This is a genomic window from Streptomyces sp. NPDC001787 (genome assembly GCF_040297465.1).
Lineage (GTDB): Bacteria > Actinomycetota > Actinomycetes > Streptomycetales > Streptomycetaceae > Streptomyces.
The window spans coordinates 40040-66873 of sequence record NZ_JBEOZE010000027.1 but is presented as its reverse complement, the minus strand read 5'-3'; the positions used below and the strand labels follow the sequence as shown (position 1 = coordinate 66873).

The window sequence follows — 26834 nt, the reverse complement described above, 5'->3', positions numbered from 1 at the left end:
GCCCCCTTTCACGAAGGATTGCGGTACTCCCCCGGATCCGGTTCCGTCCCGCCTTGTCGCGTGGCGGTCGCCCGGCCGCGGGTGTCCCCGCACCGTCCCGTCGCACGATCCAGACTGGAGCGCTTCCTTCGTGGCTACCTTCCTCCATCGGCTAGGCCGGCTGTCCTTCCGGAGACGACGGCTCGTCGTCCTGATCTGGCTGGCGCTGCTCGCCGCCGGCACGTTCGCGGCGGTCAAGGCGCCCGCGGCGGCGGACGACGGCGTCTCGATTCCCGGTACGGAGTCGCAGAAGGCCTTCGACCTGCTGGACCAGCGCTTCCCCGGTGTGAACTCAGACGGGGCCGAGGCCCGGATCGTGTTCGTCGTCCCGGACGGCCAGAAGATCACCGCGAGCGCGAACAGGGCGGCCGTCGAGCACGTCGTCGAAGAGGTGGGCGGCGGCTCGCAGGTAGCCGCCGCTCTCAGCCCCTTCGACACCGGAGCGGTGAGCAAGGACGGCACGACGGCGTACGCCACCGTCAGCTACAAGGCGAAGACCAGCGACCTCACGGACACCACCAGGGAAGCGCTCACGGACGCGGCGGAGTCGGGCCGCGAGGCCGGGCTCACCGTGGAGATGGGCGGTTCCGCGCTGACGCCCGAAGCCGAGATGGGGGCGACCGAGATCATCGGCGTCGCCGTCGCAGCGGTCGTCCTTCTGATCACCTTCGGGTCGCTGGCGGCGGCCGGGCTGCCGCTGCTCACCGCGCTGATCGGCGTCGGGCTGGGCATCGCCGCGATCACCGCGCTGGGCAGCGCCTTCGGGTTCTCGCCGACGACGGCCACGCTCGCCATGATGCTGGGCCTCGCCGTCGGCATCGACTACGCCGTGTTCATCGTCTCCCGCTTCCGGTCGGAGCGGGCGGAGGGTCACACGGCCGAGGAGGCCGCGGCACGCGCCAACGGGACCGCGGGTTCCGCCGTCGTCTTCGCCGGTCTCACCGTCGTGATCGCGCTCATGGGACTGTCCGTCGTCGGCATCCCCGTCCTGACCAAGATGGGTGTGGCCGCCGCCGGGACCGTGGTGATCTCCGTCGTGATCGCCCTGACCCTGCTGCCGGCCCTGCTCGGTTTCGCCCAGCGGGCGGTGCTGCCGCGCGCCTCGCGCGAGCCGGGCTCGGCGGCCTCCGCGCGCCCGGTGGGCGGCGCACGCGGGGCGCGCCGGACGAAGTCCGGTGCTCAGGACCCCGCCCGGGAGAAGGCCGCCATGGGAACGCTCTGGGCGCGCATGGTCATCCGGCGTCCCCTCGGCGTTCTCGTCCTCGCCGTCCTGGGCCTCGGTGTGATCGCCGTACCGGCATTCGATCTGCGGCTCGGCATGCCGGGCGACGAGACGAAGTCCACCTCGACCACCGAGCGCCGTGCCTATGACGCGCTGGCCGACGGCTTCGGCCCCGGCTTCAACGGACCGCTCACCGTCGTCGTCGACGCGAAGGGCTCCGACGACCCGAAGGCAGCTGCCGCGAAGGCCGCCGAGGACCTCGCCGCGACCGAGGGGATCGTCTCGGTCTCCCCCGCGGCGTTCAACGAGGCCGGCGACACCGCCGTGATCACCGCCACGCCCGGCACCGGCCCCAGCTCCACCGGGACCAAGGAGCTCGTCGGCACGATCCGCGACGAGGCGGCCGGTCCGGAGTCCGGCACGGGCGCCACCCTGCTCGTCACCGGCACGACCGCGGTGAACATCGATGTGTCGCAGAAGGTCACCGACGCGCTCGTGCCGTATCTGGCGGTCGTCGTGGGTCTGGCCGTGCTGCTGCTGATGGTCGTCTTCCGCTCGCTCCTGGTGCCGGTGAAGGCCGCGGTCGGCTTCCTGCTGTCCGTGGGGGCTTCGTTCGGAGTCATCGTCGCGGTCTTCCAGTGGGGCTGGCTCGCCGGGACGCTGGGCATCCAGGAGACCGGCCCGGTGTCGAGCCTGATGCCGATCTTCCTGATCGGGGTCGTCTTCGGCCTGGCCATGGACTACGAGGTCTTCCTCGTCACCCGGATGCGGGAGGCGTACGTCCACGGGGAGCGCCCGGGGCAGGCGATCGTGACGGGTTTCCGGCACAGCGCACGGGTCGTCGTGGCCGCCGCGGTGATCATGATCGCCGTCTTCGCCGGGTTCATCGGGATGAGCGACTCGATGGTCAAGATGATGGGGCTCGGTCTCGCCTCCGCCGTCTTCTTCGACGCGTTCGTCGTCCGGATGACCATCGTCCCGGCGGTCCTCGCCCTGCTCGGCGACCGGGCGTGGTGGCTGCCGCGACGGCTCGGGAGAATCCTGCCGAACGTGGACATCGAGGGTGAGGGGCTCAGCCGCCGGCGGACGGCCGCCCCCGGACCGGGGAGCAGTACGGAGCCCGAGCCCACCCGGGTCTGACCTCCCCGGTACGGCGACAGCTGTCCGCTGGGCCGCCCGCGCGACGCGGGCGGCCCATGGTCCGTGCTCCACGGGCCACGGGCCACGGGCCCAAGGACCACGGCCCGCGCCTCACGACCGCCCCGCCTGCGCCGCGCGGCCTGCGGCCGTGGCCTTTGGGAACTGCCCCGTTCATGGCCGACCATGGTCCGGAACCGACTGAAGGAACGCACATGATCACCGACTGGCGGCAGCCGGCCCTCCGGCATCCCCGGACGGCCGACGCCGCACTCGCGCTGGCCCTGTTCGGCCTGACGTTCCTGGTCGGCTCGTTCGACGGGGCCGGGCAGAGGACCGGCTCCGGCGGCTCGCCGTATGTGCCCGTCGTCCTTCTCGGCGCGGTCTCCAGCGCCGCGCTGATGTGGCACCGCAGCCACCCGCGTACCGTCACGGTCGTGACCGCGCTGTGCAGCGCGGCACTGGCGTCGCTGGGATTCGCCCTGACCGTGTTCACCTCGGGCCCGGTCGTCGTGGCCCTGTACTCGCTCGCCGTCCGCACCGACCGCCGCACGTCCCGGACCTTCACGCTGGCTGCCATCCTCGTCCTGCTGCCGCTCACCATGGCCTTCGGGCCCGGAACGGTCTTCGTCGTCGATCAGATCGGGCTGATCGCCTGGGCCCTGCTGCCGGGTGCGGTGGGCGACGCCGTGCGGACGAGACGCGACTACGTCGCGGCCGTCGAGGCACGGGCCGAGCTCGCCGAGCGGACCCGGGAGGACGAGGCGCGGCGGAGGGTCGGCGAGGAGCGGATCCGGATCGCACGCGACCTCCACGATGTCGTCGCGCACCACATCGCCCTCGCCAACGCCCAGGCGGGCACCGCCTCGTATCTGATGCGCGCCGACCCCGGGCGGGCCCAGCAGGTCATGGACCACCTCGCGGAAACCACCTCCTCCGCGCTGCGCGAGCTCAAGGCGACCGTCGGGCTGCTGCGGCAGAGCGGTGACGCCGAGGCGCCGCTGGACCCCGCTCCGGGGCTCGGCCGGCTCCCGTCGCTGGTCGACTCGTTCGGACGGTCCGGTCTGGTGGTGTCCGTGGTCACGGAGGGGGAGGAGCGGCCCCTGTCGCCGGGCGTGGACCTGACGGCGTACCGGATCGTCCAGGAAGCCCTGACCAATGTCTCCAAGCACGCCGGTACGTCGGCGGCGACGGTGCGTCTCACCTACACCCACGACCGGTTGGCCCTCTCCGTCACCGACAGGGGCCGGCCACCGCGCACGCCGGGGGCGGCGTCGGAGCCGGGGTACGGTCTGATCGGCATGCGGGAGCGGGCCGCTTCGGTGGGCGGCCTGTTGCTTGCCGGACGCCGGGCGGAGGGCGGGTTCGAGGTGACCACGGAGCTGCCCCTGCGGACCGGGCAGGCCACCGGGAGCACGGCTGCGGACGGCCGTGCGGATTCCGGCACGAGTGCCGGCGCGGGCAGCGACGCGCGTCGCGGCGAGGAGAGCGAGGGTACGGCCCCATGACCATCCGCGTACTGCTGGCCGATGACCAGGCACTGCTGGCGGGCACCTTCCGGCTGCTGATCGACTCCTGCGACGACATGGAGGTCGTCGGCATCGCCGCCGACGGCCGGGAGGCGGTGGACAAGGCGCGCGAGACACACCCCGATGTGATCGTCATGGACATCCGGATGCCGGGTGTCGACGGCCTGGCGGCGACGGCCGAGATCTGCGCCGACGACTCCCTCGGATCGACGAGGGTCCTCATTCTCACGACGTTCGAGATCGACGAGTACGTGGCGCAGGCGCTGCGCGCGGGCGCCAGCGGCTTCCTCGGCAAGGACGTCGGCCCCGAGGCGCTCCTGACCGCCATCCGCACGGTGGATGCCGGGGACTCCCTCCTCTCCCCCGCCGCGACCCGGGCGCTCATCGGCCGTTACCTCGCGCGCCCCGAGCCGGCCGGGATCTCCTCGCCGGACGCCCTCGCCGTGCTGACGGCACGCGAGCGCCAGGTGATGGCTCAGGCGGCCGAGGGCCTGTCGAACACGGAGATCGCCGAGCTCATGCATCTGAGCCCGCTGACCGTGCGGACCCATGTCCACCGGGCGATGTCCAAGCTGCACGCGCGGGACCGGGCCCAGCTGGTGGTCGTCGCCTACCGGACGGGGCTCGTCCGTGTCGCACCGCGCCGGCAGCCGCCTCCCGGTGGGAACGGCCCGTTCCCCGGAGGACGTTGAAGGCCGGAGCGATCGGTGCGACGATCCCGGGGAATGCCGGACCGACGTAAGGATCGTCTTCATGGGTGAAGGTCACGAACTCTCGGCCGCAGCCGCGTTCGACGCGCTGGGAGCCGCGTACGAGCGGGCCTTCGCCGCCTCACCGGCCCACCACGACTCGCTGCGCCGGCTGGGGGAACAGCTCGCGCCCGGCAGCAGGGTCCTGGACGTGGGAAGCGGTACGGGGCGGCCGACCGCGCAGACGCTGGCGGATGCGGGACACCGGGTGCTGGGCGTCGATGTCTCACCGGTCATGACCAAGATCGCGGCCCGGCAGGTACCGAACGCGGTCTTCCGGTGCGCCGACATCCGTACGCTGCCGCTGGACGGAGCCGATGCGGAGGCGGGCGCGGGCGGGGAGTCGGGCGCGGGGTTCGACGCGGTCTGTGCGTATTTCTCGCTGCTCCAGATGCCGCGCGGTGACCAGTCCCGGCTGCTGCACAGGTTCCGCCGGTCGCTGAAGCCCGGCGGGCGGCTGGTCGTGGCGACGGTGCCGCTGGACGTGGAGGACGTGGGCGTCGTGTTCATGGGGCAGCCGGTGCGGGTGACCAGTTTCGGCGCGGAGGAGTTCACCGCGCTGGTGAAGGAAGCCGGGTTCGCGATCGAGTGGCAGCAGAGCAGTCTGTTCACACCCGACCATCCGGAGGGGGAACCCGAGCCGCACCTGTTCCTGCACTGCCGGCGGCTCTGACCCCGGGCCCGGCGGGGCGCGGAACGGAGGCGGACACCGGAGCACCGGCAGGAGGCGGGGTCGGGCCGGGTCAGGAGCAGGCGGGGTCAGGCCGGGCCGTCGTGGCGCACCGGCTCCCCGCCGGACGGGTCCGGCGGGGCGGGTTCGCCGCGGCGGACCGCGCCCGGGGCACGGCCCGCCGGACGGTCGGCATGGCGGGAGGAGTGCAGCTGCCAGGGCACGCTGATGACCATCACCCCGGGGGTGAAGAGCAGACGGCTCTTCAGCCACAGTGCCGTCTGGTTGTGCAGCGCGTTCTCCCACCAGCGTCCGACGACGTACTCGGGGATGAAGACCGCCACGACGTCGCGCGGCCCGGCGCGCCGGATCGAGCGGACGTACGCCACCACCGGCCGGGTGATCTCGCGGTACGGGGAGTCGAGGACCTTGAGAGGCACCTGGATGTCGTACTCCTGCCACTTGCTCCGGACCTCGGCCACCCCCTCCGGGTCGACCGCCACGGTCAGCGCCTCCAGCCGGTCCGGACGGAAGGCGCGGGCGTAGGCCAGGGCCCGCATCGTCGGCTTGTGCACGGTGGAGACGAGCACGATCGCGAACACCCTGGAGGGAGGGGCGAGTTCGCTGTGCGCGTCGGTGACGGCCAGTTCGGCGGCGACGCTGTCGTAGTGACGGCGTACGGCCCGCATCATCAGCCACAGCAGGATCGCGGCGAGCACGGCCAGCCACGCGCCCTGGGTGAACTTGGTGGCCAGCACGATGACCAGGACCAGCCCCGTGACGACCGCGCCGGTGGCGTTGATGACACGGGCGATCCGGTGACCGCGCCGCACGGCCTCGCCGGTCTCGGTGCGCAGTTCACGGTTCCAGTGCCGGACCATGCCCGACTGGGAGAGCGTGAAGGAGGTGAAGACGCCGAGGATGTAGAGGTGGATCAGGCTGGTCACATTGGCCCCGAAGCCCCACAGCAGCAGACCGGCGGCGAGGGCCAGCGCCAGGATGCCGTTGGAGAAGGCGAGCCGGTCGCCGCGGTTGTGCAGTTGCCGCGGCAGGTAGCGGTGCTGGGCGAGGATCGAGGTGAGCAACGGGAAGCCGTTGTACGCGGTGTTCGCGGCCAGGATCAGGACCAGCGCGGTGGCCGCCTGGATGAAGTAGAAGCCGACGCTGTCGCTGCCGAACACGGCGGAGGCCACCTGGGCGATGACCGTGCGCTGGGTGTGGTCCGCGCAGTCGCCATCGAGGCCGGTGAGCCGGCAGGCGTCGTCGGTGATGTGGACGTCGGTGATCAGCGCGAGCGCGGTCACACCGACGAACATGGTGACCGCGATGACGCCCATGGCGGCCAGGGTGGTCGCGGCGTTCCTCGGCTTGGGACGGCGAAAGGCGGGGACGCCGTTGGAGATCGCCTCCACGCCCGTCAGGGCCGTACAACCGCTGGAGAACGCCCGCAGGACCAGCATCACCAGGGCCAGGCCCATGAGATCGGCGTCCCCCGGCCGGGGTGTGACGCCGTACGCCGCGCTCTCCGACACCGGCGCGTCGCCCAGCGCGTAGCGGAACAGCCCGGTGGCGACCATGATCAGCACACCGCCGATGAACAGATAGGTGGGGGCGGCGAACGCGCGGCCGGACTCCCGCACTCCGCGCAGGTTCATCGCGCTCAGCAGAGCGACGAAGACCAGCGCCATCGGCACCCGGTATTCGGCCAGCCGGGGCACGGCCGAGATGATGTTGTCCACGCCCGAGGCCACGGACACGGCCACCGTCATGACGTAATCGACCATCAGCGAGGCGGCCACCACCAGGCCCGCCGACGGCCCCAGGTTCGTCGAGGCCACCTCGTACGAGCCGCCGCCGCTCGGATAGGCGTGCACGACCTGACGGTAGGAGAGGACCACCACCGTCATCAGGCCCACGACGGCGGCAGCGATCCACGGCGTGAAGTGGAGGTACGCCAGACCGCCGAGGGTCAGGACCAGCAGGATCTCCTGGGTCGCGTACGCCACCGAGGACAGCGGGTCGGAGGCGAAGATCGGCAGGGCCAGCCGTTTGGTGAGCAGCGTCCCGCCCAGTGCCTCGCTGCGCATCGCCCGGCCGACCACCAGGCGCTTGAGGAGTTCCGGCACGTTGAGCACAGTGCCAACGTAGGGCGCGCCGGGGAGGAACCTGCACAGAAGTGGCGCATTCAGAGCAATTCGCGCGAGGAGTCTGTCCACGCGCTCGGTACGGGAGCCCCTTGGGAACCGCACGGCCCGCCCCGTGGACAGCCTGGGCGACAGGGCCGGGGCGCCGGCGGTGTCAGATATCCGTCAAGACAGGCGACCGCGGCGTCAAAGGCGCATCAGACCGTTCCGGATCCCGGCGAAGCGTTCCTAGTGTCGCCTCATGCGACAACGCCCCGCATCCCGGCACATCCGGCCGCCCGATGACGATCCTGCGGTACCCGGCACGGTCCACGACAGCCACTGGCCGGGTGAGTTCCGGGCGGCGTGCGGCTGTGCGGTGCTCTTCCTGGGACTGCTGCTCACCGTCGACGGGGGCGACGGCGGACTGACCGCGCCACGCGTGGCCCTCTGGTCCGGGCTGGCACTGCTGCTGTTCGTGATCCTGCTGCCTCCCCGGGTGACCGCGGGACACGGCTGGCTGGAGTCGCGCGGTCCGTTGCGCAGGCAGCGGGTGCGGACCGACCTGCTCGTCTCGGCCCGCTGGTCCGGTGGCGTCGTCCGCCGGCTCGTCATCCGCGATGCCGACGGGGGCCTGACCGAGCTGGACCCGCGGGTGCTGGCCGCGAACCCCGCGCTCTGGCACCTGGTGGACACGGCGGCCCGTTCGTCGCAGGCGCACGGGTATCTGCGGTACGGGGAGTCGGCGCTCTCGGAGTTGTCGCGGCACATCGACGGGGCCACCGCCCGCACGATCTTCAGGATCTCGATGTTCGACGAATAGCGGCCTCGGCCCGGAGCACCCCGGGCCGACCGTGGCCTCCCCGGGGCCTCCCCGCGGCCGACCGGGCCGGTGAGCCGGTGAGCCGGGGAGCCGGGGAACGGCCTGCCGGCCGGGTGCCGCCCGCGTAGGTCGTGAGTATGAGATCGGCGAACGGGACCTGCGACTGATGCCGCGACGAGCGGCTTCTCTTAGCGTCGTTCCTGTGAAACCCGATCTCCTCGAACCACCCCGGACGGCGGCCATGGTGCGCGGCACACCCAGCGGTACGAAGAGCGCCGCGGGCGGCGGCCGTTCCCCGGCCTTCGCCGCGCTGCGCGACGACCTCTTCCGTCACGCGTTCACCGTCCGTCCCCTCCCCCCGCTGAGCGATTCGCCCGCGCTGGTCCGCGCCCGCTCGGTACTGCCGGCCGGACTGCGCGACGCCGCCCGCTGGGCACCGCACCTCGCGGTCGCCGTGCTCGCCCTGCTGGCGGTGGTGGCCGCGTTCCGGATCTCGGGCTTCGCCCACGGGTTCCCCGTCCTCCTGCTGACCGGCGCACCTGTGTTGCTGACGCTGGTGATGCCGGTGGGGGCCTGGTGGCTGACGATGCTCGCGATCGTCGTCGGGTCGGTCGACCTGGCGAACCTCGGGGGCATGGGGCTGTCACTCCTGCTTCTCACGTGCCCGGTGGTGCTCGTGGTGGCCTCGCTGCGGCTGGGGTCATGGGCCGCCGTCTGGATGTGGCTGATCACCGGGGCATTCGTGGTCGGGGGCGGTGGAGTTCTCGGCATCGGTACACCCCTGTCGTTCCAGGTTCTCGCCCTCGCTCTCGCCGGAGTCCTCGCCGTACTGATGGGCGGCTGGCAGCGGGCCGGAAGGCGCGCGGCCGAGCAGACGTCGGCCGCGCGGGACGAGCGCGACCGGCGTGCCGGGCTGGAGGAACGCACCGCCATCGCCCGGGAGCTCCACGATGTCGTCGCCCATCACATGTCGGTGGTCGCGATTCAGGCGGAGGCGGCCCAGTACCGGGTGAAGAACCCCCCTCCCGAGCTGACGGAGACCTTCGCCACCCTCCGGGAGAACGCCGTGCTCGCACTCGCCGAGATGCGCCGGATCCTGGGCGTCATCCGGGCGGACACGGAGCCCGGGACGGGTCCCGGGAACCGGGCTCCGCAGCCCACCCTCGCCCGGCTCGGCCCGGTGATCGCCGGGGTGCGCGCCTCGGGGGCGGAGGTGACGAAGACGGTGACCGGCAAGGTGCGCGTACTGGCACCGGGGGTGGAACTGTCCGCCTACCGGATCGTGCAGGAAGCGCTCAGCAATGTCCTGCGGCACGCGCCCGGCGCGGCGGTGACCGTCGAACTCTCCTATGTGACGACCGGTCTCGGACTGCGGGTGGTCAACGGTCCCGCGCAGCGTCCGGCACAGGCCTCGCCGGGCGCCGGCCACGGTCTCATCGGGATGCGCGAGCGGATCACCATGCTCCGGGGGCGGCTGACGACGCGGCCGACCGCCGAAGGCGGATTCGATGTCACCGCGTTCCTGCCCGATGTGACGCAGGCCGGCGAAGAGGACGCCGACCATGGCTGAGCCGTCCCCCGTGAGAGTCCTGATCGCTGACGACCAGGAGATGGTGCGCGAGGGTTTCGCCGTGCTCCTGGCGTCCCAGCCCGGCATCGAGATCGCCGGTACCGCGGCGGACGGCGTCGAAGCCCTCGCCAGGGTCGCCGAGCTGCGCCCGGACGTCGTGCTGATGGACGTACGGATGCCGGAGATGGACGGCCTGGAGGCGACCGCGCAGATCGTCGCGAGCACCTCGGACACCAAGGTCCTCATCCTCACGACCTACGACCTGGACGAGTACGTCTATCAGGCGCTGTGCGCCGGGGCGAGCGGCTTCCTGCTCAAGGACGCCTCGGCGCGGCAGCTGGCGGAAGGAGTACGGGTGGTGGCCGCGGGTGACTCCCTGCTGTCCCCCTCCTCCACCCGGCGGCTGATCACCGAGTTCACCCGCCTCGCCGGAACCGGGGCCGGAGGCGGGATCGGTACCGGAAACGGAGGCGGCGCGGGACCGCTGCCCCCGGCGAGGTCCGGCATTCCCGAGCTGACCGAACGCGAGACGGCCGTGCTGGCACTGATCGCCCAGGGCCTGTCCAACACCGAGATCGGCGACCATCTCTTCGTCACCGAGTCCACCGTCAAGACCCATGTCAGCAAGGTGCTCGTGAAGCTGGGCCTGCGCGACCGCACCCAGGCGGCCATCTACGCCTACGAACACGGAGTGGTGGTCATCGGCGGCAGGGACTGAACCGCCCGGCCGACGCGCCGCGCACTCCCCTCGCACCGCCCCCTTCTCCCCCCAGCCCCTCCGCCGTCCCTTTCCCTCCTCCCCTGAAGCCTCACGGCGCCGACTCCCTACCCCCGCATGCCCATTTCACCTGACGAAGGTCGCACCATGCCGAAGAAGACGCCAGCGTCCCTGTCCGCCAACCGTTCCGCCCTGTCCCACCGCGTGTCCTACGCCCTGCGCAACCCCGGGCGCATCGCTCCCTATGTACGCCGTTCCGTGCGCGACACCTGGCTCAGCGCCAAGCACCGGGACCACGTCGCCTACTACCGCGCGGTGATGGCGTCGGACACCGGCCGCAACCCCGAGGCGGCCGTCGGAAGCCGGACGCACGAGCGCTGGCTGGCACTCGGCGCGATGCAGTTCGACTATCTGACGGAGCACGGGCTGAAGCCGGGCCACCGGATGCTCGACATCGGCTGCGGCAACCTGCGCGCCGGCTGGCGCTTCATCGACTATCTCGATTCCGGGAACTACTACGGAATCGACATCTCGCCGGACATCCTCATCTCCGCCAAGCGAACGGTCAGCACGTACCACCTGCAGGACAAGCTCCCTCATCTCACGATCACCCATGATCTGACCCTCGACTTCCTTCCCCAGGGCCATTTCGACGTGGTGCACGCGCACAGCGTGTTCTCGCACTCGCCGATCGAGGTCATCGCCGAGTGCCTGGCGCACGTCGAACGGATCCTCGCTCCCGGGGGCTTCTTCGACTTCACCTTCGACCGCACCGACGGCGTCGAGCACGCGGTACTGCGGGAGGACTTCTACTACCGCACCGGGACACTGATCGCCCTCGCCGCCGAGCACGGTCTCGAAGCCCGGTTCATGGACGACTGGGAAGAACGGCCGCACGGCCAGTCGAAGATCCGGGTGTACGCACCCGACCGAGGCACCGAGAACGGCTGAAGACCGCCCCCCGGCGCTTGGAGCACAGATCGAAACCCGAGGTCAGGTGGTTTTCAGGCCGTTGCCCCAAGGGCTTGAAACCCACCTGACCCCGTCTTCCCGGTCGCCTATCGTCAACGTGATTCCCGGCGGGCGCCTCGGCTCCGCCGGGGCGGGAACCATGACGTGGAGGATGATTGTGCGCTACCGCGAGCTGGGAAGCAGCGGTCTGTCCGTGTCCGAGATCGGGTACGGCGCGTGGGGCATCGGTGAGTCGGGCTGGGTGGGCGCCTCGGAGGACGAGTCCGTACGCGCCCTGCACCGCGCCATCGACCTCGGTGTGAACTTCATCGACACCGCCCGCGGCTATGGCGAGAGCGAGCGGATCGTCGGCCGGGTCGTCCGCGAGCGGACCGGTGACCAGGTGCGTGTCGCGACCAAGGTTCCGCCGAAGAACGGGATGTGGCCGGCGCCGGACGGCCTGGACCCCTCGGAGACGTTCCCCGGCGCACACATCCGCGAGAGCCTGGAGACCAGCCTGCTCGCGACCGGCCTGGACCACTTCGACGTGCTTCAGTTCCACGTCTGGAACGACGACTGGGTCGGCCGCGGCGACTGGCTGGAGACCATCGCCGAGCTCAAGCAGGAGGGGAAGATCGGCCTCTTCGGCGTCTCGGTGAACGACCACCGGCCCGACAGCACGCTCGAACTCGTCCGCAGCGGCAGCGTGGACAGCGTGCAGGTCATCTACAACATCTTCGACCAGAGCCCCGCCGACGAACTGCTTCCGGCCTGCGAGGAGCACGGCGTCGGCGTCATCGTACGGGTGGCACTGGACGAGGGCGGTCTCACCGGCCGGATCACGGCCGGCACCACGTTCCCCGAAGGCGACTGGCGCAACCGCTACTTCCGTGACGACCGCCCGGCACAGGTCGAGAAGCGGGTCGCCGCGATCGTCGCCGACCTCGGGATCGCCCCCGACGAGATCGCGGAGAACGCGCTGCGGTTCGTCCTGAGTTCGCCGGCGGTCTCCACCGTCATCCCCGGGATGCGGACTCTTCGCAATGTCGAGCGCAACACGGCCCTGAGCGACGGACGCCCGCTCTCCGCCGATCAGCTCGCCGTCCTGGCCAGGCACCGCTGGGAGCGGAACTTCTACAGCTGATCCGCGCACACCCGCAGCCCGGCAGACCGACGGCCCCACCGCAGACAGCGCGGTGGGGCCGTCGGCGTACCGGACGGATGGACGGGCCCCTCACCGAGAGGGAGCTGCCGCCCGCCGCTTCCCTCGCGTTGAGTAACGTGTACCCGGAACGCAACGGAATAAGTTTCCCGCAGAAGAGTCAAAGATCCAAAGAGTCCGTCATGACACGGGGGTTGGCAATCCACGCACCATCGCTCGACACATCGAAACCCGGCCGGCCCCCGGAAGCGTACGGAAAGGGGCGCCTCGACAACGCCGCTTCCGCGGTGATTCTTTTCGCCGCGGCCAAGATTCTCGGTCTCGTCGTCCTGATGATCTGGTCCGCTTCCCGGGGGAAGAGCGCCCATACGCTGCTGAGCGGGCGCTGGGATTCGCTCTGGTACACACGTATCGCCGAGAGCGGCTATGCGTTTTCGCTCCAGGCTCCCGATGGGCGAAACCTCTCCAGCATGGCCTTCTTCCCCCTCCTCCCCTGGCTGGAGGAAGGGGGAGCCCGCATCACCTCCTGGAGTACGGGCGATATCGGTCTCGCGATCAGCGCGGTTTCCTCGCTCGTCGCCGCTCTGGGGCTGTTCCGGCTCGGCGAGCAGGTGCACAGCGCGCGGGCCGGAGTGATCCTGGCCTGTCTGTGGGGCACCCTTCCGGTCGCGATCGTCCAGTCGATGGCGTACAGCGAGTCGCTCTTCGTCGCGCTGGCGGTCTGGGCTCTCCTCGCCCTGCTGCGCGACCGGTGGATGACGGCGGGCCTGCTCGCGGTTCTCGCCGGGCTGACCCGGCCGGTCGGGGTGGCGATCAGTGCGGCCATCGTCGTGTCCGCGGCAGTGGTGCTCGTGACCGGAGGATCCGGGCTCAGCAGGAACAAGCGGATCCGTATCGTCGCGAGCGGTCTTGTTTCCCCGCTCGGCGCCGTCGGTTTCATTCTGTGGGTCGGCCATCGGCGGCAGAAGCTCTTCGGTTATCTGGACGTGCAGGCGGAATGGGGGAACGGATTCGACGGCGGTATCGCCTTCGCGAAATTCCTTGCCGCACCCGTCCTGGATTCCGGAGTATTCGCGGCGGGCATTCTGACCGCCCTCGTTCTCCTCTGCGCATGGCCGCACTGGATCGCGTGGCAGCAACGGCAGCCGATCGCACTGATCGTCTATTCCGCGATCATCACCGTGATGGCGGTGGGGGCTTCCGGATACTTCGGATCGAAACCACGTCTCCTCATACCCGCCTTTCCCCTTCTGCTGACCCTGGCCATCCGGATGGCACGTGCCCGCCCGGCCCTGGCCTGGGCGGTGCCTGCCGCGATGGCTGTCGTCAGTTCCGTGTACGGAGCGTTCTGGCTGAACGGCTCCGGCCCTCCGTGACGACCGGCCCCGGCGCGTCCACGGGCACCGCGCTCAGCGCGGCAGCCCGCCGAAGCGCCCTCTCGCCGTCGAGACGAGTTCCTCCACCGTCGCGAGCTTGACGCGCGGCCGGCCGTCGCGGTGGCCGCGCGAGACCTCGGCCCGTTCGATGGCGGCCAGCCCCCGGGCGTCGACGACACGTGCGTTGCGGCGCCGGACCAGCCGCTCGAAGGCCCTCGTCGTACGGGTCGGCGCGGGCAGGGCACCGGCCACCGCGTCCGCCAGCAGGGCGGAGACGGTCTCCGCGGCGCAGGTCCGGTTGGCGCCGATGCCGCCGGTGGGTCCGCGTTTGATCCAGCCCACGACGTAGCTCCCCGGCCGTCCCGTCACCCGGCCGCCCTCGTTCGGCACGACTCCGGCGCTCTCGTCGAACGGCAGCCCGGCGACCGGCACCCCGCGGTAGCCGATCGCGCGCATCAGCAGACCCGTACGAATGGTGCGCTCCCCCGCCGCGCTCTCCACCCGTACGGCTTCGACGCGTTCCCCGCCCACGATCCCGACGGGCGTCGAATGGAAGCGCAGCACGATGCGGCGGCCCGGTGCGGGCGGCCCGTCCAGGTCCGGCCGGCCGGTCGCCACGCCCCGCAGCACCGCGGCCCTGTCGTTCGGTCCGGCCGCGGCGACGGCCCCGGCGATCCGGGGATCGTGGTCGTCGACGATCAGCTCGACGCCCGGCACATGGCGCAGCGCCAGCAGCTCGGAACGGGTGAAGGCGGCGTCCTCGGGGCCCCGGCGGCCGAGCAGCACCACCTCGCGCACCTTGCTCCCGCGCAGTGCCCGCAGGGCGTGATCGGCGATGTCGGTACGGGCGAGGGCCTCGGGGTCGGAGAGCAGGATCCTGGCCACGTCCAGGGCGACGTTGCCGTTGCCGACGACGACCGCGCGTTCGCACGACAGGTCGGCCGGCTCCTGTGCCGCGTCCGGGTGGGCGTTGTACCAGGCGACGAACGCGCGCGCCGGGACGCTGCCGGGCAGCTCCTCGCCCGGGACGGCGAGCCGGCGGTCGGCCGGCGCCCCGACGGCGTACACGACCGCGTCGTGGTGCGCGGCGAGTTCGTCCGGGGTGATGTCGGTGCCGACGTCGATTCCCAGGTGCATCCGTACGCGCGGATGTGTGTGGAAGCGCGCGAAGGTGTCGCCGGCCTTCTTGGTCGCGGGGTGATCGGGCGCCACGCCGTACCGCACCAGGCCGCCGGCCACCGGGAGCCGGTCGATCAGGGTCACCTCGGCGTTCGTGTGCAGCAGCAGGTCCTCCGCGGCGTACATGCCGGCCGGTCCGGTGCCGACCACGGCCACCTTGAGCGGCGCGAAGTCCGAGGGGAGGATCCGGGAGAAGGACGGCTCGCCCCAGGCGTGGAAGTTGGGACCGTCCGGGGGCGGTACGGGAGCCGCGCCCTCGTAGTACGCCGCGTTGATCGCGACGTACTCCTGCTGCGAGGGGGGCAGGCTGTCTGCGGGGAGGATCGCGTCGACCGGGCAGGCGTCGGCGCAGGCCCCGCAGTCGATGCAGGTCTTCGGGTCGATGTGCAGCATCTCCGTGCTGCCGAACGCCCGCTCCTCGGGGGTCGGGTGGATGCAGTTGACCGGGCACACGGATACGCAGGTGGCGTCGTTGCAGCAGGTCTGGGTGATGGCATAGGTCATGGCGTCGGCTCGACTCGGTTCCGCTCGGCTCGGCTCAGATCAGGTGGGCGCGCTTGTAGAAGGCGAGGGCGGGCCTGGTGAGCAGGCCGGCCGAGGCCAGGAACTCCATCAGGCCCGAACAGCTCGACCTCATCATGGACTTGTGGTGCTCGTTGGCCTTCGCCTCGGCCAGGGCGCGCTTCTCGTCGAGCCCCGCGTACGCGTAGACCTTCCGGTTCACCATGCTGGTGACGATGTAGTACGAGGCGACCGCCACCACGAAGGCATTGATCTGGCGGCGTATCCGTCCCGCGCCCCTGAGCCGTCTGCGTGTCTGCTCGCGGGCGAACTTCATGTGCCGCGATTCCTCGACCACATGGATGTTGTTGATCGTGCGGACGAACGGCACCACCCGTTCGTCGCGCATCCAGTCACGCTGCATGACGTCGAGAACCTCTTCGGCGACGAGGATCGCGGCGTACGCCGCCTCGCCGAACGCCAGTGTCTTGAAGGCCCTGCCGAGTTCCATCACCGGCCGGGACGGCCGGTAGGAGGGGGCCCCGAGCTTCTGGGCGCCCCTGGCGAACATGATCGAGTGCCGGCACTCGTCCGCGATCTCGGTGAGCGCCCACTGGACCTCGTCCCCGGCGGGGTCCTTCGTATAGACGTCGCGCAGCACCATCTGCTGCAGGATCATCTCGAACCAGATGCCCGTGCTGGCCACCGAAGCGGCTTCCTGCCTGGTCAGCGCCTTGCGCTGAGCCTCGGTCAGCTCCGCCCAGTAGGTGGTGCCGTAGAGCGTGCTCCATTCCGGGCTCGCTCCGTGGCAGTCCAGGTCCAGCGGAGTGTCCCAGTCGACCTCGACGGCCGGGTCGTACGCCAGCACGGCTGCCGAGTCGAGCAGCCTGCGGGACACCCCGTCGTCCTGGGCGTCGTTCTGTGTGACCGGCCGAACAGTGCTGCCTGCCATGCCGCGGCTCCTTGGCTGGGGTGCGTGCGTTCCTCTTCGCTGCCGCCCGCTCGCACGCGCTGCTCGCGTACGGGCCGGCGACTGCCCGCCGGCGTCCGGGCACGGGGGTCGGGCGGGCGCACGCCCGGCCCGTCACGACCCTCTTGTTAGACACAAGGTATAACAAGCGGCCCGGCTCGCCTACCCCCCGGTAGGCAACAGTCGCGCCGGACCGGAAACGGCCCGCACGGGATCCAACCAGCCCATGGTTTCCGCCTGTTGACCTCCACCGAGGGGGCGGGGGCCGGGAGACGCCGGCACCGCTCCCGGCAGCGTCCCCGGAAAGGGTGACGAGGGTGCGGAACATCATCTGCCCGCCCCCGGGATCCCTATCGTGCTGAAGGAGGAGCGATCCGGCTCCCCGACCCCACTCCACGGAAGGGCGCTTACTTGTCCTACTTCGAGAAATTGCCGGAGGTCCTGACACGGTCGGACTTCGCTTCCATCGCGGGCCGCGGAGGGCGCAGCCTTGAGCTGATGGCGGCCCGCGGGCTCCTCGCGGACGCGACCCATCGCAACCGCGGCAGGTCCGTCTGGGTGGAGGAGCCCGCGGTGGCCTGGTTCCGCACGCTGCACGACCATGCGGTGATCGTTCCGGCCAACCGCCTGGCAATGGATGAACTCGCCACGTACAGCGCGTACTTGTGCCCGCTCAGCAGCAGCAACGTCGGGCTCGCGCGCCCCCGGCTGCTGGTGGCGTACCGCCCGGGAGGCCGGGGCACGGTCTTCGACGTCACGGCGGTGGAAACGGTCAATCAGGAGGTCCCGGGCACCCGCGGCACGACGGTGAAGACCCGCGGGATCGTCCGTGACGGACAGACCCTGGAGGCCTCACGGATGCCGTGGACCGTCTTCCACCTCAGCGAGGCGGGCACGATCGGCAGTGTCCGGCCGGTGATCCAGCAGGGGCGGTATCTGCGGGTGGACGGTGTCCGGCAGGCACTGACCTCCGGACTGCTCACCGTACCCACGCTCGACCAGGCCTTCCCCGCCCGCACATGAGCACCGGCCGGACCCTCTCCCCTGCCGTCATGGGCGACTCCCGTGAGGCGCGGGGCAGTTCACGGACCGCGTCCGCGACCCGGCCGGCCGTCACCGGCCCGCCGGTCTCCGGTGCGTCCGGCCGCCCTTCCGGGAGAACCGCTCCCCCGGCCGCCCGAAGCCGGGACCCGTCCGGCCCGGCCGGTCGTCCGGCCCCTCAGCCGGCCGGGGGAAAGCCGTTCCGGCGAGCGAGTGCGGCCGTCAGGACGGACACCGCGAGCAGTGCCGCCGCCACCCACGGCAGTGCCGAGGTGCCGGCACCGGTGAGGACCGCGCCCCCGAGCAGCGATCCACCGGCCATGCCGATGTTCCAGCCGGTGACCCACAGGGAGTTGGCGGTGTCGGGATCGTGGACGGCCGCCCGCACGCCCGCGGTCTGCATCAGCGTGGGGATGCCGCCGTGGGTCGCGCCCCAGAGCAGGGCGCCGGGCAGTACGGCCACCGCGCTGCCGCCGAACAGACCGAAGGCCACCAGACACAGGGTCGCCAGGGCCAGCAGGCCGAGTGTCGCGGTGCGCGGCCGGCGGTCGGCGGTGACACCGGCGAACCAGACGCCGCCCATGGAACCCAGGCCGAAGACGAAGAGCACGGTGCCGGTACCGACACCGAGTTGCGACCGCTCCACGAAGGGGGCGATGTAGGTGTAGAGCACGTAGAAGCCGAGGACTGTCGCGATCGAGGCGGCGTTGATCGCGGCGATTCCGGGGGTTCTGATCGTGGACAGCAGCCCTCCGCCCCGCCGTGCCCGCTCCCCGGACAGCTGGGGAAGGTGCCGGAGCGCCGCCGCGGCCAGGGCGAGGGCCAGCACGGTGAGAAGTCCGAACGTCCATCGCCAGCCGATGAGTCCGCCGAGCGCGGTCCCGGCGGGTATGCCGAGCGAGAGCCCGACCGTCATGCCGGCGAGCGCGGTGGCGATCGCCTTGCCGCTGCGTTCCGGGGCGAGGCGCGCCGCGTATGCGGGGACCATGGCCCACAGCAGTCCGGCGAACACCCCCGAGACGACACGGGCGGCGAGCGTGAGCGCGAATTCGGCGGACACCGCCGTCACGGCGTTGGTGGCGGCGAAGCCCAGGAGCAGCGCCACCAGCAGGGTGCGGCGCGGCACGATCAGCGTCCAGGCCGTCACCGGGATCGCGGTGAGGGCCGCGGCCAGGGCGTAGACGGTGACGAGCAGCCCGGCACGGGCCTCGGTCACATGCAGGTCCGTGCTCAGCACGGGCAGCACACCGGCCGGCAGGGCCTCGGTCAGGATGGTCACGAACGCGGCGCCGGCCAGCACCAGCAGCCCGCCCAGCGGCCATCGGGCGACGCCGGACAAGGGGTCTTCGGCAAGGGGGAGATCAGTGGTCGAGGTCATGCCCGGACACTAAAACCCTCACGCTTGCGTGAGGGTCAAATGCCCGCCGGCGCCTGACAGCCGGCCCATCCCGTCCCACCCGGTGCCACCCGGGGGTCCGCGCGTCACCGTGCCGCGCGGGGCCCGGGTCAGCGGGTCGCGGGCTCGGGGGAACGAGCGGCGGTCTCCTCGTCCTGGAGCTCCCCGGCCTCCGAGGCCGCGGTCCGCGCGGCCCTCAAGTAGGCGTCGATGGCCTTCCGGTTGCGGGTGAGGCACCGGATCCGGCGGTCGAGCTGTTCCCGTTCCGCCGCCACCTGGTCGAGCATCCGCGGACAGGGGACCTGGGGCAGCAGGTCCGCCGGACCGTCCAGGAACGGAAGGATGTCGCGGATGATCCGGGTCGGCAGTCCGCATTCGATCAGCCCGCGGATCTGCCGGACCATCTCATCCGCACCGTCGCAGTAGTCGCGGTAGCCGTTGCCGCCGCGCGCGGGCAGGATGAGCCCCTCCTCCTCGTAGTAGCGCAGCGCCCGCACACTCACCCCGGTCAGCCGGGACAGCTCGCCGATCCTCATGTGACCCACTTCATAGCGACTCCGATTGACCCTCACGCCAATGTCAGGGTTTTACCTTACTCCGGCAACGTCACCCCGAGAGAAGGCGCTCACGTGTCCGAGTCCGGCATCACCCGCCGTATCGACCCCCAGGTCCACCACGGCCTCAACGCCCTCCATGAGCTGACCGGCCCCGGCGGCCTGTTCGGCTTCCCCATTCCGCGCCAGCGCGAGCTGTACGAGGAGATGAACCGGGCGGCCCTGGCGGCGCTGCCGCCCAACGACCGCGTCGAGTACGAAGACCTCACCGTGCCGGGCCCGGCCGACGCACCGGACGTGGCCGTACGGGTCTACCGGCCCACCGGCACCAGGGGCACCGGCCCGCTGCCCGGCATCCTCTACATCCACGGCGGCGGCATGATCACCGGCAGCGTCGGGACCGACCACCGCCAGGTGCTCCCCCTGGTCGAGGCCATCGGCGCCGTCGTCGTCTCCGTCGAATACCGGCTGGCTCCCGAGCACCCCCATCCGGCGCCGGTCGAGGACTGCTACGCGGCTCTGCTCTGGATGTCCGGCGAGGCCTCCGGTCTCGGTGTCGACCCCGGCAGGCTGGCCCTGTACGGAGGCAGCGCGGGCGGCGGTCTGGCCGCCGGGGTGGCCCTGCTGGCACGTGACCGCGGCACTCCGCCGCTCGCCTTCCAGATGCTTCCGTACCCGATGCTCGACGACCGCAACACCACCCCGTCCAGCCATGAGATCACCGGCATCGGCATATGGGACCGCGCGGCCAACCTCCAGGGGTGGCAGTCCCTGCTGGGCGAACGGGCCGGCACCGACGAGGTCGACGCGTACGCCGCGCCCGCCCGCGCCGAGGATCTGAGCGGCCTTCCGCCGACGTATCTCGACGTGGGCGAACTCGACCTGTTCCGCGACGAGAACATCGCCTTCGCCAACCGGCTCATGCAGGCGGGCGTCCCGGTCGAACTCCACGTCTACCCCGGTGGCATCCACGCCGGCGAACTGCTCGCCCCCGACGCCGAACTCAGTGCGCGCATCGTCGGCTACCGCACGGATGCCCTGACCCGCGCCCTGAGCGCCCCGCCCGGCACACGGCGGTAGCCCCGCCCGGCGGGCCCGGACCCATCGACCGGCGGGCGCGCCACGCCGGCGCCCGGCCGAGGTCGCGGGTCAGCCCGTGGCATCGCGTGCGGCGGCGCCGGGGCCGGGCCGCCGGCGGTGGCGGTGGCCGGAACCGCGGGAGCGGACACCGGGCGTCCGCCCCCACCCGGTGCGCCTACGGCTCACCGGCCGCGGCGGTGAGCTCCTCGATCATCACGGCGACGGCGGCCCCGGTCATCCGGTGCCCCTCGGCCGTCTCCACGATGGCGCCCCGGGCAACGCGGGAGCTCCACCAGTCGTCCAGGAAGCCGGGGGCGTACCCGCCGGTGCGGAAGCCGAACGGGTCGGACACGAGACAGAAGACGATCATGAGCTCGTAGTCCGGGCTCGCGTAGGAGCGCTCCCGCGTATCCGGCGCCCTGAGGTACCGCTCGAAGGAGTCGACCCGGTTGTCGCGTGTGAACAGCCAGAACAGGAAGTCGTACATCAGCGTCGAGTGCGCGTCGGCGTGCAGGGAGAAGAACCCCTTCTCCCGCACGATGGCCTCGGCGAGCCGCCTCAGGAGCCCGTCCGCGTCCGGCAGAACACCCTCGGCCTCCCGGAAGGCCCGCAGCAGGACGGGTGAGAAGCCGCCCTCGCGCACCGTGGCGAGGGCGGCGAGCCGGTCCTCCTCCGAGGTGTCGTAAACGGATGCCTCGACCAGACCCTCGACGAACGCCTCGAAGGTCTCCGCGACCGGGGTGACGGCGAAGCCGTCCTCCTGGTCGACGTGCACCACCGACGGCTCGCCGTCCTTGCCACAGGCGCGGTAGTCCAGGGCGAGCATGTCGTGGCCTGCCGAGGGGGTGTCGGCGAAGTAGACACCGATGTCCGGGTACTCCCACATGTCGATCCAGAAACGGCTGCCGAACTCGCCGCCGAGCGAGTTCGGCTTCGTCCGTCCGATGCCCATGATCCCGTTGATGGCGATGTGGTCCTCGGCCCAGGACGTCGGCTCGGTCATGGGAAAGCAGTCGCGGGCCGGGATACCGCCGTTGTGCGCGCGCATCAGAGCGACATAGGAGGCGGGCAGACGGTAGCCGCCGATCTCCTTCTCCAGGGAGGCGATCCGTTCCGGCGACGGCGGGTCCTCGACGTAATGGTCCAGCGCGTACGCCGAGTCCTCCCAGAAACCGGTGCCGTCGAAGCCCTCGAAGTACCCCACCACGTTCTCCTTCGCGTATGCGCCCGCAATCCTACGAGCCCCGGTGACCTGCTCGTCCGGCCGGGGCGCACGACGGCGTACCGCCGCGCCAGGGGCCTGACCGGGGCCTGGCGTCAAGAAAACCGTCAGGGCCGTATCGAACCCGTATGAGGCCTGTCCAAGAGGTGAAGCATGCAGCAACCATTGATCACGGCACCGGATTTCGGGGCCGCAATCGATGACCGGACACCGGCCGACGGCCGGCGCTCGGCGACGCCCGGATCCACCGGGAACAAGGAGAGTTCATGAACGTCCGACAGGATGCCGCCGCACCGCAGCCGACCAGGCGCGCCCGGCTGACCAAGCGCGCCGCGCTCTCCGTGGCCGCGGCCGCCGTCATCGGTGGCGCCGCCTTCGCGCCGTCCGCGGCCGCGGGCACGGGACCGTCGTCGTCGGAACAGCGGACCACCGCGGGCTGCGGCGACTGCTACCCGGACGTCATCTGACCTTCCGGCACGACCCCGTGGGCCCGCCGGCGATCGGACCGGTGGGCCCACCCCAACGAGAGGCGGGCCATGAACTGGTTCGAACGGTGTGTACCGGACACCGAGACGTTCCTGCGTACCCACTGGCGTACGGCCCCGGTGGTTCTCCGGCCCGCCGAGCCGCCGCTGGAGCTGCTGACCCGCGCGGGGCTCGACGCGATCCTGGACGGCGGCCTGTTGCGCACCCCGTACGCGGGCCTCTACACGGCGCAGGGCCGGATCCCCGACGAAAGGTTCTGCCCGCCCCGCCTCGTCACCGGACGTGCGGTGGAGGGCTATGTGGACGGACAGGCCGTCCGCGACCTCATCCGGGACGAACGCGCCACGCTGCAGCTGCGTTACGTCGACCAGTGGCACCCACCCGTACGCGCGCTCGCGGCCGGCGTAGGCGAACAGCTCGGACGTCTGGTGGAGGCGTTCTACTTCTTCTCCCAGCCCGGCCGCCACGGTCCGGTGCACCGCGACGACGGCGATCTCCTGGCGATCCAGCTCGGCGGCGCCAAACGGTGGCACGTGTACGCCGGGCCCGCCGACGCGAACTGGGAACCGGTCCGGGCGGACGAACCGGGGCCGCTGCTCCTCGACACCGTCGTGCGTCCCGGCGAAATCCTCTATGTACCAAGGGGTTTCGCGCACACGGCGGCGGCGGTGGGGGACGATCCCTCGGCCCATCTCACGGTGGTGATCCGCGAGGCCGGAACCGACCATCTGCGCAACGCCCTGCTGTCCCGGATCTCCGGGGGAATCACCCTCCCGGGCCGTCCGCTGGACGACGACGCCCTGCTCAGCGCCGCGGCCTCCCTGCTCGGACACCTCCAGGAGCAGTTGGCCGACGTGACGCCCGAGGATCTCGTGGCCCGGGCCCGGCCGCAGGCCTTCAGCAACCGCCCGACCGCCTGACAACGTCCCGGCGGCGACACCCGCCGCCGGCACCATCGCGCGCCACCGCGGCGTGAAAGGAAGAGCAGGACCATGGACTGGCTGACCCGGTGCGTACCGGAACCCGACGCGTTCTTCTCCGGCCACTGGCGGAAGGAGCCCGTCGTGCTGCGCCCCGACAGCCCTCCCGTGGATGTGCTGACGGTCGCCGAGGTGGACCGTCTCCTGGACGCCGGGAGCCTGGCGACCCCCTACGCCCAACTCGTCCACGAGGAGAGCGTGGTGGCACCGGAGCGCTTCTGCCTTCCACGCGTGGTTCTCGGCGAGATCGTCGAGCGGTACGTGGACGCCGGGTCGGTCCGCCGGATCGTCGCGGAGGAGCGGGCCACCCTGCTCCTCCGCTACGTCGACCAGTGGCACGCGGGCGTACGCGATCTGGCGGACGGGCTCGCCGAGCGGTTCGGCCGGCAGGTCGAGGCGTTCTACTTCCTCACCCCGCCGGGCACGCAGGGACGCCCCGTGCACCGCGACGACGCCGACATCCTCGCGGTCCAGATCCACGGGGCGAAGCGGTGGCGGGTGTACGGCGGACCGGCCGACGGGGAATGGCAGCCCGAACGGGCGGCGGGCGACCTGGGCGACCCGCTCCTGGACACAGTGCTCGGGGAGGGCGAAGTCCTCTATGTGCCGAGGGCGTTCGCGCACTGCGCCGTGGCAGTGGGCGACACCCCGTCGGCCCACCTGTCGCTGACCGTGCGCGAGGCCGGCACCGCCCAGCTCTACGCGCTGGCGCGGGCCCTGCTGCTGACCGGTGACGAGATCGCGCCGCGCCCCAACGACGACGCCTCCCTGCACACGGCCGCGGCCGGCCTTCTCGCGCACTTCCGGGCCACACTCGCCGAACTCACCCCCGAGGAACTGGTGGAGCTCGCGCGGGAGACCATGCGCACGGAACGCCCTTCGCCGGGACGCCCGCTGAGCGACCTGATCGCTACGGGGCCGAAGCGCGGCGCGTGACCCGCGGAGAGGCGAGGAGCGCGGAAAGGCCGCCCCGCACCACAGGGCGCCATCGGTCATTCACCATCCGGCTCGGCGGCGGCCGGGTTCCGGGCGGGCCCGGGTTGCCTATTCTTGTGGCCATGACAGCCCAGCCTCCGGAGCCCTCTCCGCGCCCCGCTCCCCCGGGAGAGCTCCGCGCCTCTCATGACGACCGCGAAGCGGTGGTGGAGCAGCTGCGCGATGCCGCAGCCGAGGGACGAATAGACCTTGACGAGCTGGATTCGCGCCTGGAACAGGCGCTGACGTCCAGGACCTACGCGGAGTTGGCCGTGCTGACCGCCGACCTGCCGAGGGTGGGTTCCCCCCGGAGCCTGCCGCCGCTGGTGCTCAAGGGCGGCATGCACGGCGCGTCCCGGGGGCCCGGGTGCTGGGATGTTCCTGGGCACGTGGTCGCCCGCGGAGGCATGGGCGGCGTCAAGCTCGACTTCACCCGGACCCGGTGCCGCCTCGCCGAGGTCGCGGTGGAGGCGCATGGGGAAATGGCCGGAGTCACCATCGTCATTCCCGACTCCTGGGCCGTCGACACCACCGGCATGGATCCCGGCATCGGCGGTCTCAAGGACAGGACCACTCCCGACCGGCTCCCCGGGACTCCGCTGATCCGGCTCACCGGGTCCGGCGGCATGGCGGGAGTCGTCATCCGCCACCCCGGCCGCTGGGAACGGCGCAAGCTGCGCGGCAACCCGGCCTGACGGATCACCGCGCGAGGCCCTGCCCCGCCACGACGGCGGCAGGGCCGCTCACCCGGAGATTTCACCGCGCGGAATCCCGCTTTCTTCGCGCGAACGGAGCGGAATTCACCTTCACCCGGCGTTCTGGAGCGTAAACTTCACCCGGCGTTCCGGAGCGTAAACGGCGCCTCGGACGCGAAGGTTGTATCCCGGGCTGATTTCTCCATTTCGCACTCCGGTCATGCTCCGTACACTCCTTTGAGCCTCATTCACGCTCTTCTCACCGGTTCCTAAGAAGCAGATGTCTCTGTGATGCTTCTAGGGCGGCCTGCCAACCGTGACAGCGGACTCACGGAGGAGACGAGAATCCGCCCACTTCCCGTGACACGGATCTGCGCGCGTCCGCCCCTCTGCCATGAATGGAGACGTCATGACGCTTGAGGAGTTCGAACAGATCCTGACACGCGTGGTGCACGGCGACAACGCGTCGCCCGAAAAGGCGATCCGGCTTCCCGAAGAGGTGCTCGACAGACCCTTCGACGACCTGGACGTGGACTCGCTGGCGCGGGCCGAGATGATGACGGTGATCAGCGACACCTATCTGATCGAGATCGGTGACGACGAGGCCGGCCGCCTCACCACCCCGCGTTCGATGCTGGAGTTCGTGGCCGCGGCCGACGGCCGGGGCAGTTCGTGAGCGTCGAAGCCGTACGTCCGTGCCGCCTGGTGTCCACGGGCTCCTACCGGCCGGCGCCGGCCGATACCCAACAGGTGGCGGAGCGGCTGGGCGTGACGCGGGAGTGGGTGCTCTCACGGACGGGCGTGGAGTCCCGGTGCGTGGCCGGTCCGGACGAGTCGCTGATCTCCATGGCCACCCTCGCCGCGCAGGAGGCGCTGACGGCGGCACGGTTGCCTGCCGACGCGGTGAACGTCGTACTGGTGGCCACGTCGTCCAATCTCCAGCTGTGCCCGGCCATCGCCCCGCAGGTGGCCGCGGCGCTCGGACTGCGGGTGGCCGCGTTCGATGTGAGCATCGCCTGCGCGGGTTTCTGCTACGCGCTGCATGTGGCGCGTTCACTGATCGGTGCCGGTGGCTGCGACACGGTGCTGGTGATCGGCGCGGACCGCATGCTGGACATGGTCGACCCCGACGATCCGGTCACCGCCCCGCTGTTCGCCGACGGAGCGGGGGCGGTGGTCGTCCGCGCCGCGGAGGGGGCATCGGGTGTGGGGCCGGTCGTGTGGGGTTCGTCCGGGCAGCGGGCGGCGGCGCTGGAAGTGCGCCCGCACCCTCGTGAGCTGGACATCGCCGCGCGACCGCATCCACGTCTGCATATGGACGGCCTGGCGGTGACGCGATGGGCCTGTGCCACCGTGCCCGCCGCGGTGCGCGAGATCCTGGCGGTCACCGGAATCGGCTGGGACGACGTGGCGGCGTTCATCCCGCACCAGGCCAACTGGAGGATGATCCAGCGGGTCGTCACGGCGCTCCGCGTGCCCGACAGGGTCGTGGTGGCCGACGACGGCCGTTTCACCGGCAACACCAGTGCCGCCTCGGTGCCGCTCGCCCTTGACCAGCTGCTGGCCTCGGGCCGCGTCCACAGCGGCCAGTGGGCGGTACTGGTCGGCTACGGCGCCGGTCTGGCCTACGCCGGCCAGGCCGTTCAGGTCCCCTGACCGAATGACGCGGCGGCGCCCCCGACCGGA

24 protein-coding genes are annotated in these 26834 nt (G+C 71.3%); 18 read left to right on the top strand and 6 right to left on the bottom strand.

Features of this window, described 5'->3' with window-relative positions; translation table 11 throughout:
• Nucleotides 1–130: 130 nt before the first annotated feature.
• From ABT170_RS30415 to ABT170_RS30400, 4 genes are all read left to right on the top strand, one after another.
• Nucleotides 131–2401 carry an MMPL family transporter gene (locus ABT170_RS30415; protein WP_351872665.1) on the top strand — a complete coding sequence of 757 codons (2271 nt, stop codon included), beginning with the start codon at nt 131–133 and terminating at the stop codon, nt 2399–2401.
• Between the two features lie 212 nt (nt 2402–2613).
• Nucleotides 2614–3906, top strand: coding sequence for a sensor histidine kinase (locus tag ABT170_RS30410; protein ID WP_329945193.1), 1293 nt, complete (start codon nt 2614–2616; stop codon nt 3904–3906).
• On the top strand, nt 3903–4619 hold the full coding sequence (locus ABT170_RS30405) for a response regulator transcription factor (RefSeq protein WP_351872662.1): 717 nt from the start codon (nt 3903–3905) through the stop codon (nt 4617–4619). Before ABT170_RS30410 ends, ABT170_RS30405 begins: the two co-directional genes overlap by 4 nt.
• Before the next feature lie 61 nt (nt 4620–4680).
• Nucleotides 4681–5349 carry a class I SAM-dependent methyltransferase gene (locus ABT170_RS30400; RefSeq protein WP_351872659.1) on the top strand — a complete coding sequence of 223 codons (669 nt, stop codon included), beginning with the start codon at nt 4681–4683 and terminating at the stop codon, nt 5347–5349.
• Nucleotides 5350–5435: 86 nt separating this feature from the next.
• Here the strand turns inward: ABT170_RS30400 and ABT170_RS30395 are convergent, their stop codons facing one another.
• Entirely contained in the window at nt 5436–7433 is a 1998-nt protein-coding gene (locus ABT170_RS30395) for an APC family permease (protein ID WP_351872744.1), read from the bottom strand.
• 298 nt (nt 7434–7731) lie between these two features.
• Between ABT170_RS30395 and ABT170_RS30390 the strand changes: the two genes are divergently transcribed.
• The 6 genes from ABT170_RS30390 to ABT170_RS30365 all read left to right on the top strand — a co-directional run bounded on the left by ABT170_RS30390 (nt 7732) and on the right by ABT170_RS30365 (nt 14069).
• Nucleotides 7732–8292 (top strand): hypothetical protein, encoded by a 561-nt coding sequence (locus tag ABT170_RS30390; RefSeq protein WP_329945196.1) that lies wholly within the window; start codon nt 7732–7734, stop codon nt 8290–8292.
• 202 nt (nt 8293–8494) lie between these two features.
• On the top strand, nt 8495–9862 hold the full coding sequence (locus ABT170_RS30385; RefSeq protein WP_329945197.1) for a sensor histidine kinase: 1368 nt from the start codon (nt 8495–8497) through the stop codon (nt 9860–9862).
• Entirely contained in the window at nt 9855–10580 is a 726-nt protein-coding gene (locus tag ABT170_RS30380; protein WP_351872654.1) for a response regulator, read from the top strand. The genes ABT170_RS30385 and ABT170_RS30380 overlap by 8 nt, the downstream gene beginning before the upstream one ends.
• A gap of 147 nt (nt 10581–10727) precedes the next feature.
• A complete protein-coding gene (locus tag ABT170_RS30375) occupies nt 10728–11531 on the top strand; it encodes a class I SAM-dependent methyltransferase (protein ID WP_329945199.1) in 804 nt (267 codons plus the stop codon).
• A gap of 178 nt (nt 11532–11709) precedes the next feature.
• Nucleotides 11710–12675 carry an aldo/keto reductase gene (locus ABT170_RS30370; RefSeq protein WP_329945262.1) on the top strand — a complete coding sequence of 322 codons (966 nt, stop codon included), beginning with the start codon at nt 11710–11712 and terminating at the stop codon, nt 12673–12675.
• Between the two features lie 77 nt (nt 12676–12752).
• Nucleotides 12753–14069, top strand: coding sequence for a putative hexosyltransferase (locus tag ABT170_RS30365; protein WP_351872652.1), 1317 nt, complete (start codon nt 12753–12755; stop codon nt 14067–14069).
• A gap of 33 nt (nt 14070–14102) precedes the next feature.
• Here ABT170_RS30365 and ABT170_RS30360 read toward each other — a convergent pair whose 3' ends face one another.
• Together ABT170_RS30360 and ABT170_RS30355 are read right to left on the bottom strand one after the other, a co-directional pair.
• A complete protein-coding gene (locus tag ABT170_RS30360; protein ID WP_351872649.1) occupies nt 14103–15752 on the bottom strand; it encodes an FAD-dependent oxidoreductase in 1650 nt (549 codons plus the stop codon).
• A gap of 34 nt (nt 15753–15786) precedes the next feature.
• Entirely contained in the window at nt 15787–16701 is a 915-nt protein-coding gene (locus ABT170_RS30355; protein ID WP_329945202.1) for an AurF N-oxygenase family protein, read from the bottom strand.
• Nucleotides 16702–17130: 429 nt separating this feature from the next.
• Here ABT170_RS30355 and ABT170_RS30350 point away from each other — a divergent pair, with 429 nt between their 5' ends.
• Complete coding sequence (locus ABT170_RS30350) at nt 17131–17742, top strand: hypothetical protein (RefSeq protein ID WP_351872645.1); 612 nt, start codon at nt 17131–17133, stop codon at nt 17740–17742.
• Between the two features lie 196 nt (nt 17743–17938).
• On the opposite strand, the gene ABT170_RS30345 is transcribed toward ABT170_RS30350, so the two are convergent.
• A complete protein-coding gene (locus tag ABT170_RS30345) occupies nt 17939–19138 on the bottom strand; it encodes an MFS transporter (RefSeq protein ID WP_351872642.1) in 1200 nt (399 codons plus the stop codon).
• Between the two features lie 128 nt (nt 19139–19266).
• The gene (locus ABT170_RS30340) at nt 19267–19692 is read right to left on the bottom strand and encodes a MerR family transcriptional regulator (RefSeq protein ID WP_351872639.1); all 426 of its coding nucleotides are present in this window, start codon (nt 19690–19692) and stop codon (nt 19267–19269) included.
• 93 nt (nt 19693–19785) lie between these two features.
• Here ABT170_RS30340 and ABT170_RS30335 point away from each other — a divergent pair, with 93 nt between their 5' ends.
• A complete protein-coding gene (locus tag ABT170_RS30335) occupies nt 19786–20790 on the top strand; it encodes an alpha/beta hydrolase (protein WP_329945206.1) in 1005 nt (334 codons plus the stop codon).
• Nucleotides 20791–20965: 175 nt separating this feature from the next.
• Here ABT170_RS30335 and ABT170_RS30330 read toward each other — a convergent pair whose 3' ends face one another.
• On the bottom strand, nt 20966–21994 hold the full coding sequence (locus ABT170_RS30330; protein ID WP_329945207.1) for an SMI1/KNR4 family protein: 1029 nt from the start codon (nt 21992–21994) through the stop codon (nt 20966–20968).
• Nucleotides 21995–22278: 284 nt separating this feature from the next.
• Between ABT170_RS30330 and ABT170_RS30325 the strand changes: the two genes are divergently transcribed.
• The 6 genes from ABT170_RS30325 (at nt 22279) to ABT170_RS30300 (ending at nt 26804) form a co-directional block, all read left to right on the top strand.
• Complete coding sequence (locus tag ABT170_RS30325; protein ID WP_329945208.1) at nt 22279–22479, top strand: hypothetical protein; 201 nt, start codon at nt 22279–22281, stop codon at nt 22477–22479.
• A 69-nt stretch (nt 22480–22548) separates the two neighbouring features.
• Nucleotides 22549–23418 (top strand): JmjC domain-containing protein, encoded by an 870-nt coding sequence (locus ABT170_RS30320; RefSeq protein ID WP_329945209.1) that lies wholly within the window; start codon nt 22549–22551, stop codon nt 23416–23418.
• Between the two features lie 72 nt (nt 23419–23490).
• Nucleotides 23491–24414: a JmjC domain-containing protein gene (locus tag ABT170_RS30315; protein WP_351872633.1), complete on the top strand. Its 924-nt coding sequence runs from the start codon at nt 23491–23493 to the stop codon at nt 24412–24414.
• A 122-nt stretch (nt 24415–24536) separates the two neighbouring features.
• A complete protein-coding gene (locus ABT170_RS30310) occupies nt 24537–25148 on the top strand; it encodes a DUF1707 SHOCT-like domain-containing protein (protein WP_351872630.1) in 612 nt (203 codons plus the stop codon).
• A gap of 409 nt (nt 25149–25557) precedes the next feature.
• On the top strand, nt 25558–25824 hold the full coding sequence (locus tag ABT170_RS30305) for an acyl carrier protein (RefSeq protein ID WP_351872627.1): 267 nt from the start codon (nt 25558–25560) through the stop codon (nt 25822–25824).
• Complete coding sequence (locus tag ABT170_RS30300; RefSeq protein WP_329945213.1) at nt 25821–26804, top strand: ketoacyl-ACP synthase III; 984 nt, start codon at nt 25821–25823, stop codon at nt 26802–26804. The genes ABT170_RS30305 and ABT170_RS30300 overlap by 4 nt, the downstream gene beginning before the upstream one ends.
• Nucleotides 26805–26834 lie beyond the last annotated feature (30 nt).

Bases quoted from the DNA above. Each gene is read 5' to 3' on its own strand.
- ABT170_RS30410 (WP_329945193.1), top strand. From the start codon at position 2,614: ATGATCACCGACTGGCGGCAGCCGGCCCTCCGGCATCCCCGGACGGCC.
- ABT170_RS30405 (WP_351872662.1), top strand. From the start codon at position 3,903: ATGACCATCCGCGTACTGCTGGCCGATGACCAGGCACTGCTGGCGGGC.
- ABT170_RS30400 (WP_351872659.1), top strand. From the start codon at position 4,681: ATGGGTGAAGGTCACGAACTCTCGGCCGCAGCCGCGTTCGACGCGCTG.
- ABT170_RS30395 (WP_351872744.1), bottom strand. From the start codon at position 7,433: ATGCGCAGCGAGGCACTGGGCGGGACGCTGCTCACCAAACGGCTGGCC.
- ABT170_RS30390 (WP_329945196.1), top strand. From the start codon at position 7,732: ATGCGACAACGCCCCGCATCCCGGCACATCCGGCCGCCCGATGACGAT.
- ABT170_RS30380 (WP_351872654.1), top strand. From the start codon at position 9,855: ATGGCTGAGCCGTCCCCCGTGAGAGTCCTGATCGCTGACGACCAGGAG.
- ABT170_RS30375 (WP_329945199.1), top strand. From the start codon at position 10,728: ATGCCGAAGAAGACGCCAGCGTCCCTGTCCGCCAACCGTTCCGCCCTG.
- ABT170_RS30365 (WP_351872652.1), top strand. From the start codon at position 12,753: ATGGACGGGCCCCTCACCGAGAGGGAGCTGCCGCCCGCCGCTTCCCTC.
- ABT170_RS30360 (WP_351872649.1), bottom strand. From the start codon at position 15,752: ATGACCTATGCCATCACCCAGACCTGCTGCAACGACGCCACCTGCGTA.
- ABT170_RS30355 (WP_329945202.1), bottom strand. From the start codon at position 16,701: ATGGCAGGCAGCACTGTTCGGCCGGTCACACAGAACGACGCCCAGGAC.
- ABT170_RS30345 (WP_351872642.1), bottom strand. From the start codon at position 19,138: ATGACCTCGACCACTGATCTCCCCCTTGCCGAAGACCCCTTGTCCGGC.
- ABT170_RS30340 (WP_351872639.1), bottom strand. From the start codon at position 19,692: ATGAGGATCGGCGAGCTGTCCCGGCTGACCGGGGTGAGTGTGCGGGCG.
- ABT170_RS30325 (WP_329945208.1), top strand. From the start codon at position 22,279: ATGAACGTCCGACAGGATGCCGCCGCACCGCAGCCGACCAGGCGCGCC.
- ABT170_RS30320 (WP_329945209.1), top strand. From the start codon at position 22,549: ATGAACTGGTTCGAACGGTGTGTACCGGACACCGAGACGTTCCTGCGT.
- ABT170_RS30315 (WP_351872633.1), top strand. From the start codon at position 23,491: ATGGACTGGCTGACCCGGTGCGTACCGGAACCCGACGCGTTCTTCTCC.
- ABT170_RS30310 (WP_351872630.1), top strand. From the start codon at position 24,537: ATGACAGCCCAGCCTCCGGAGCCCTCTCCGCGCCCCGCTCCCCCGGGA.
- ABT170_RS30305 (WP_351872627.1), top strand. From the start codon at position 25,558: ATGACGCTTGAGGAGTTCGAACAGATCCTGACACGCGTGGTGCACGGC.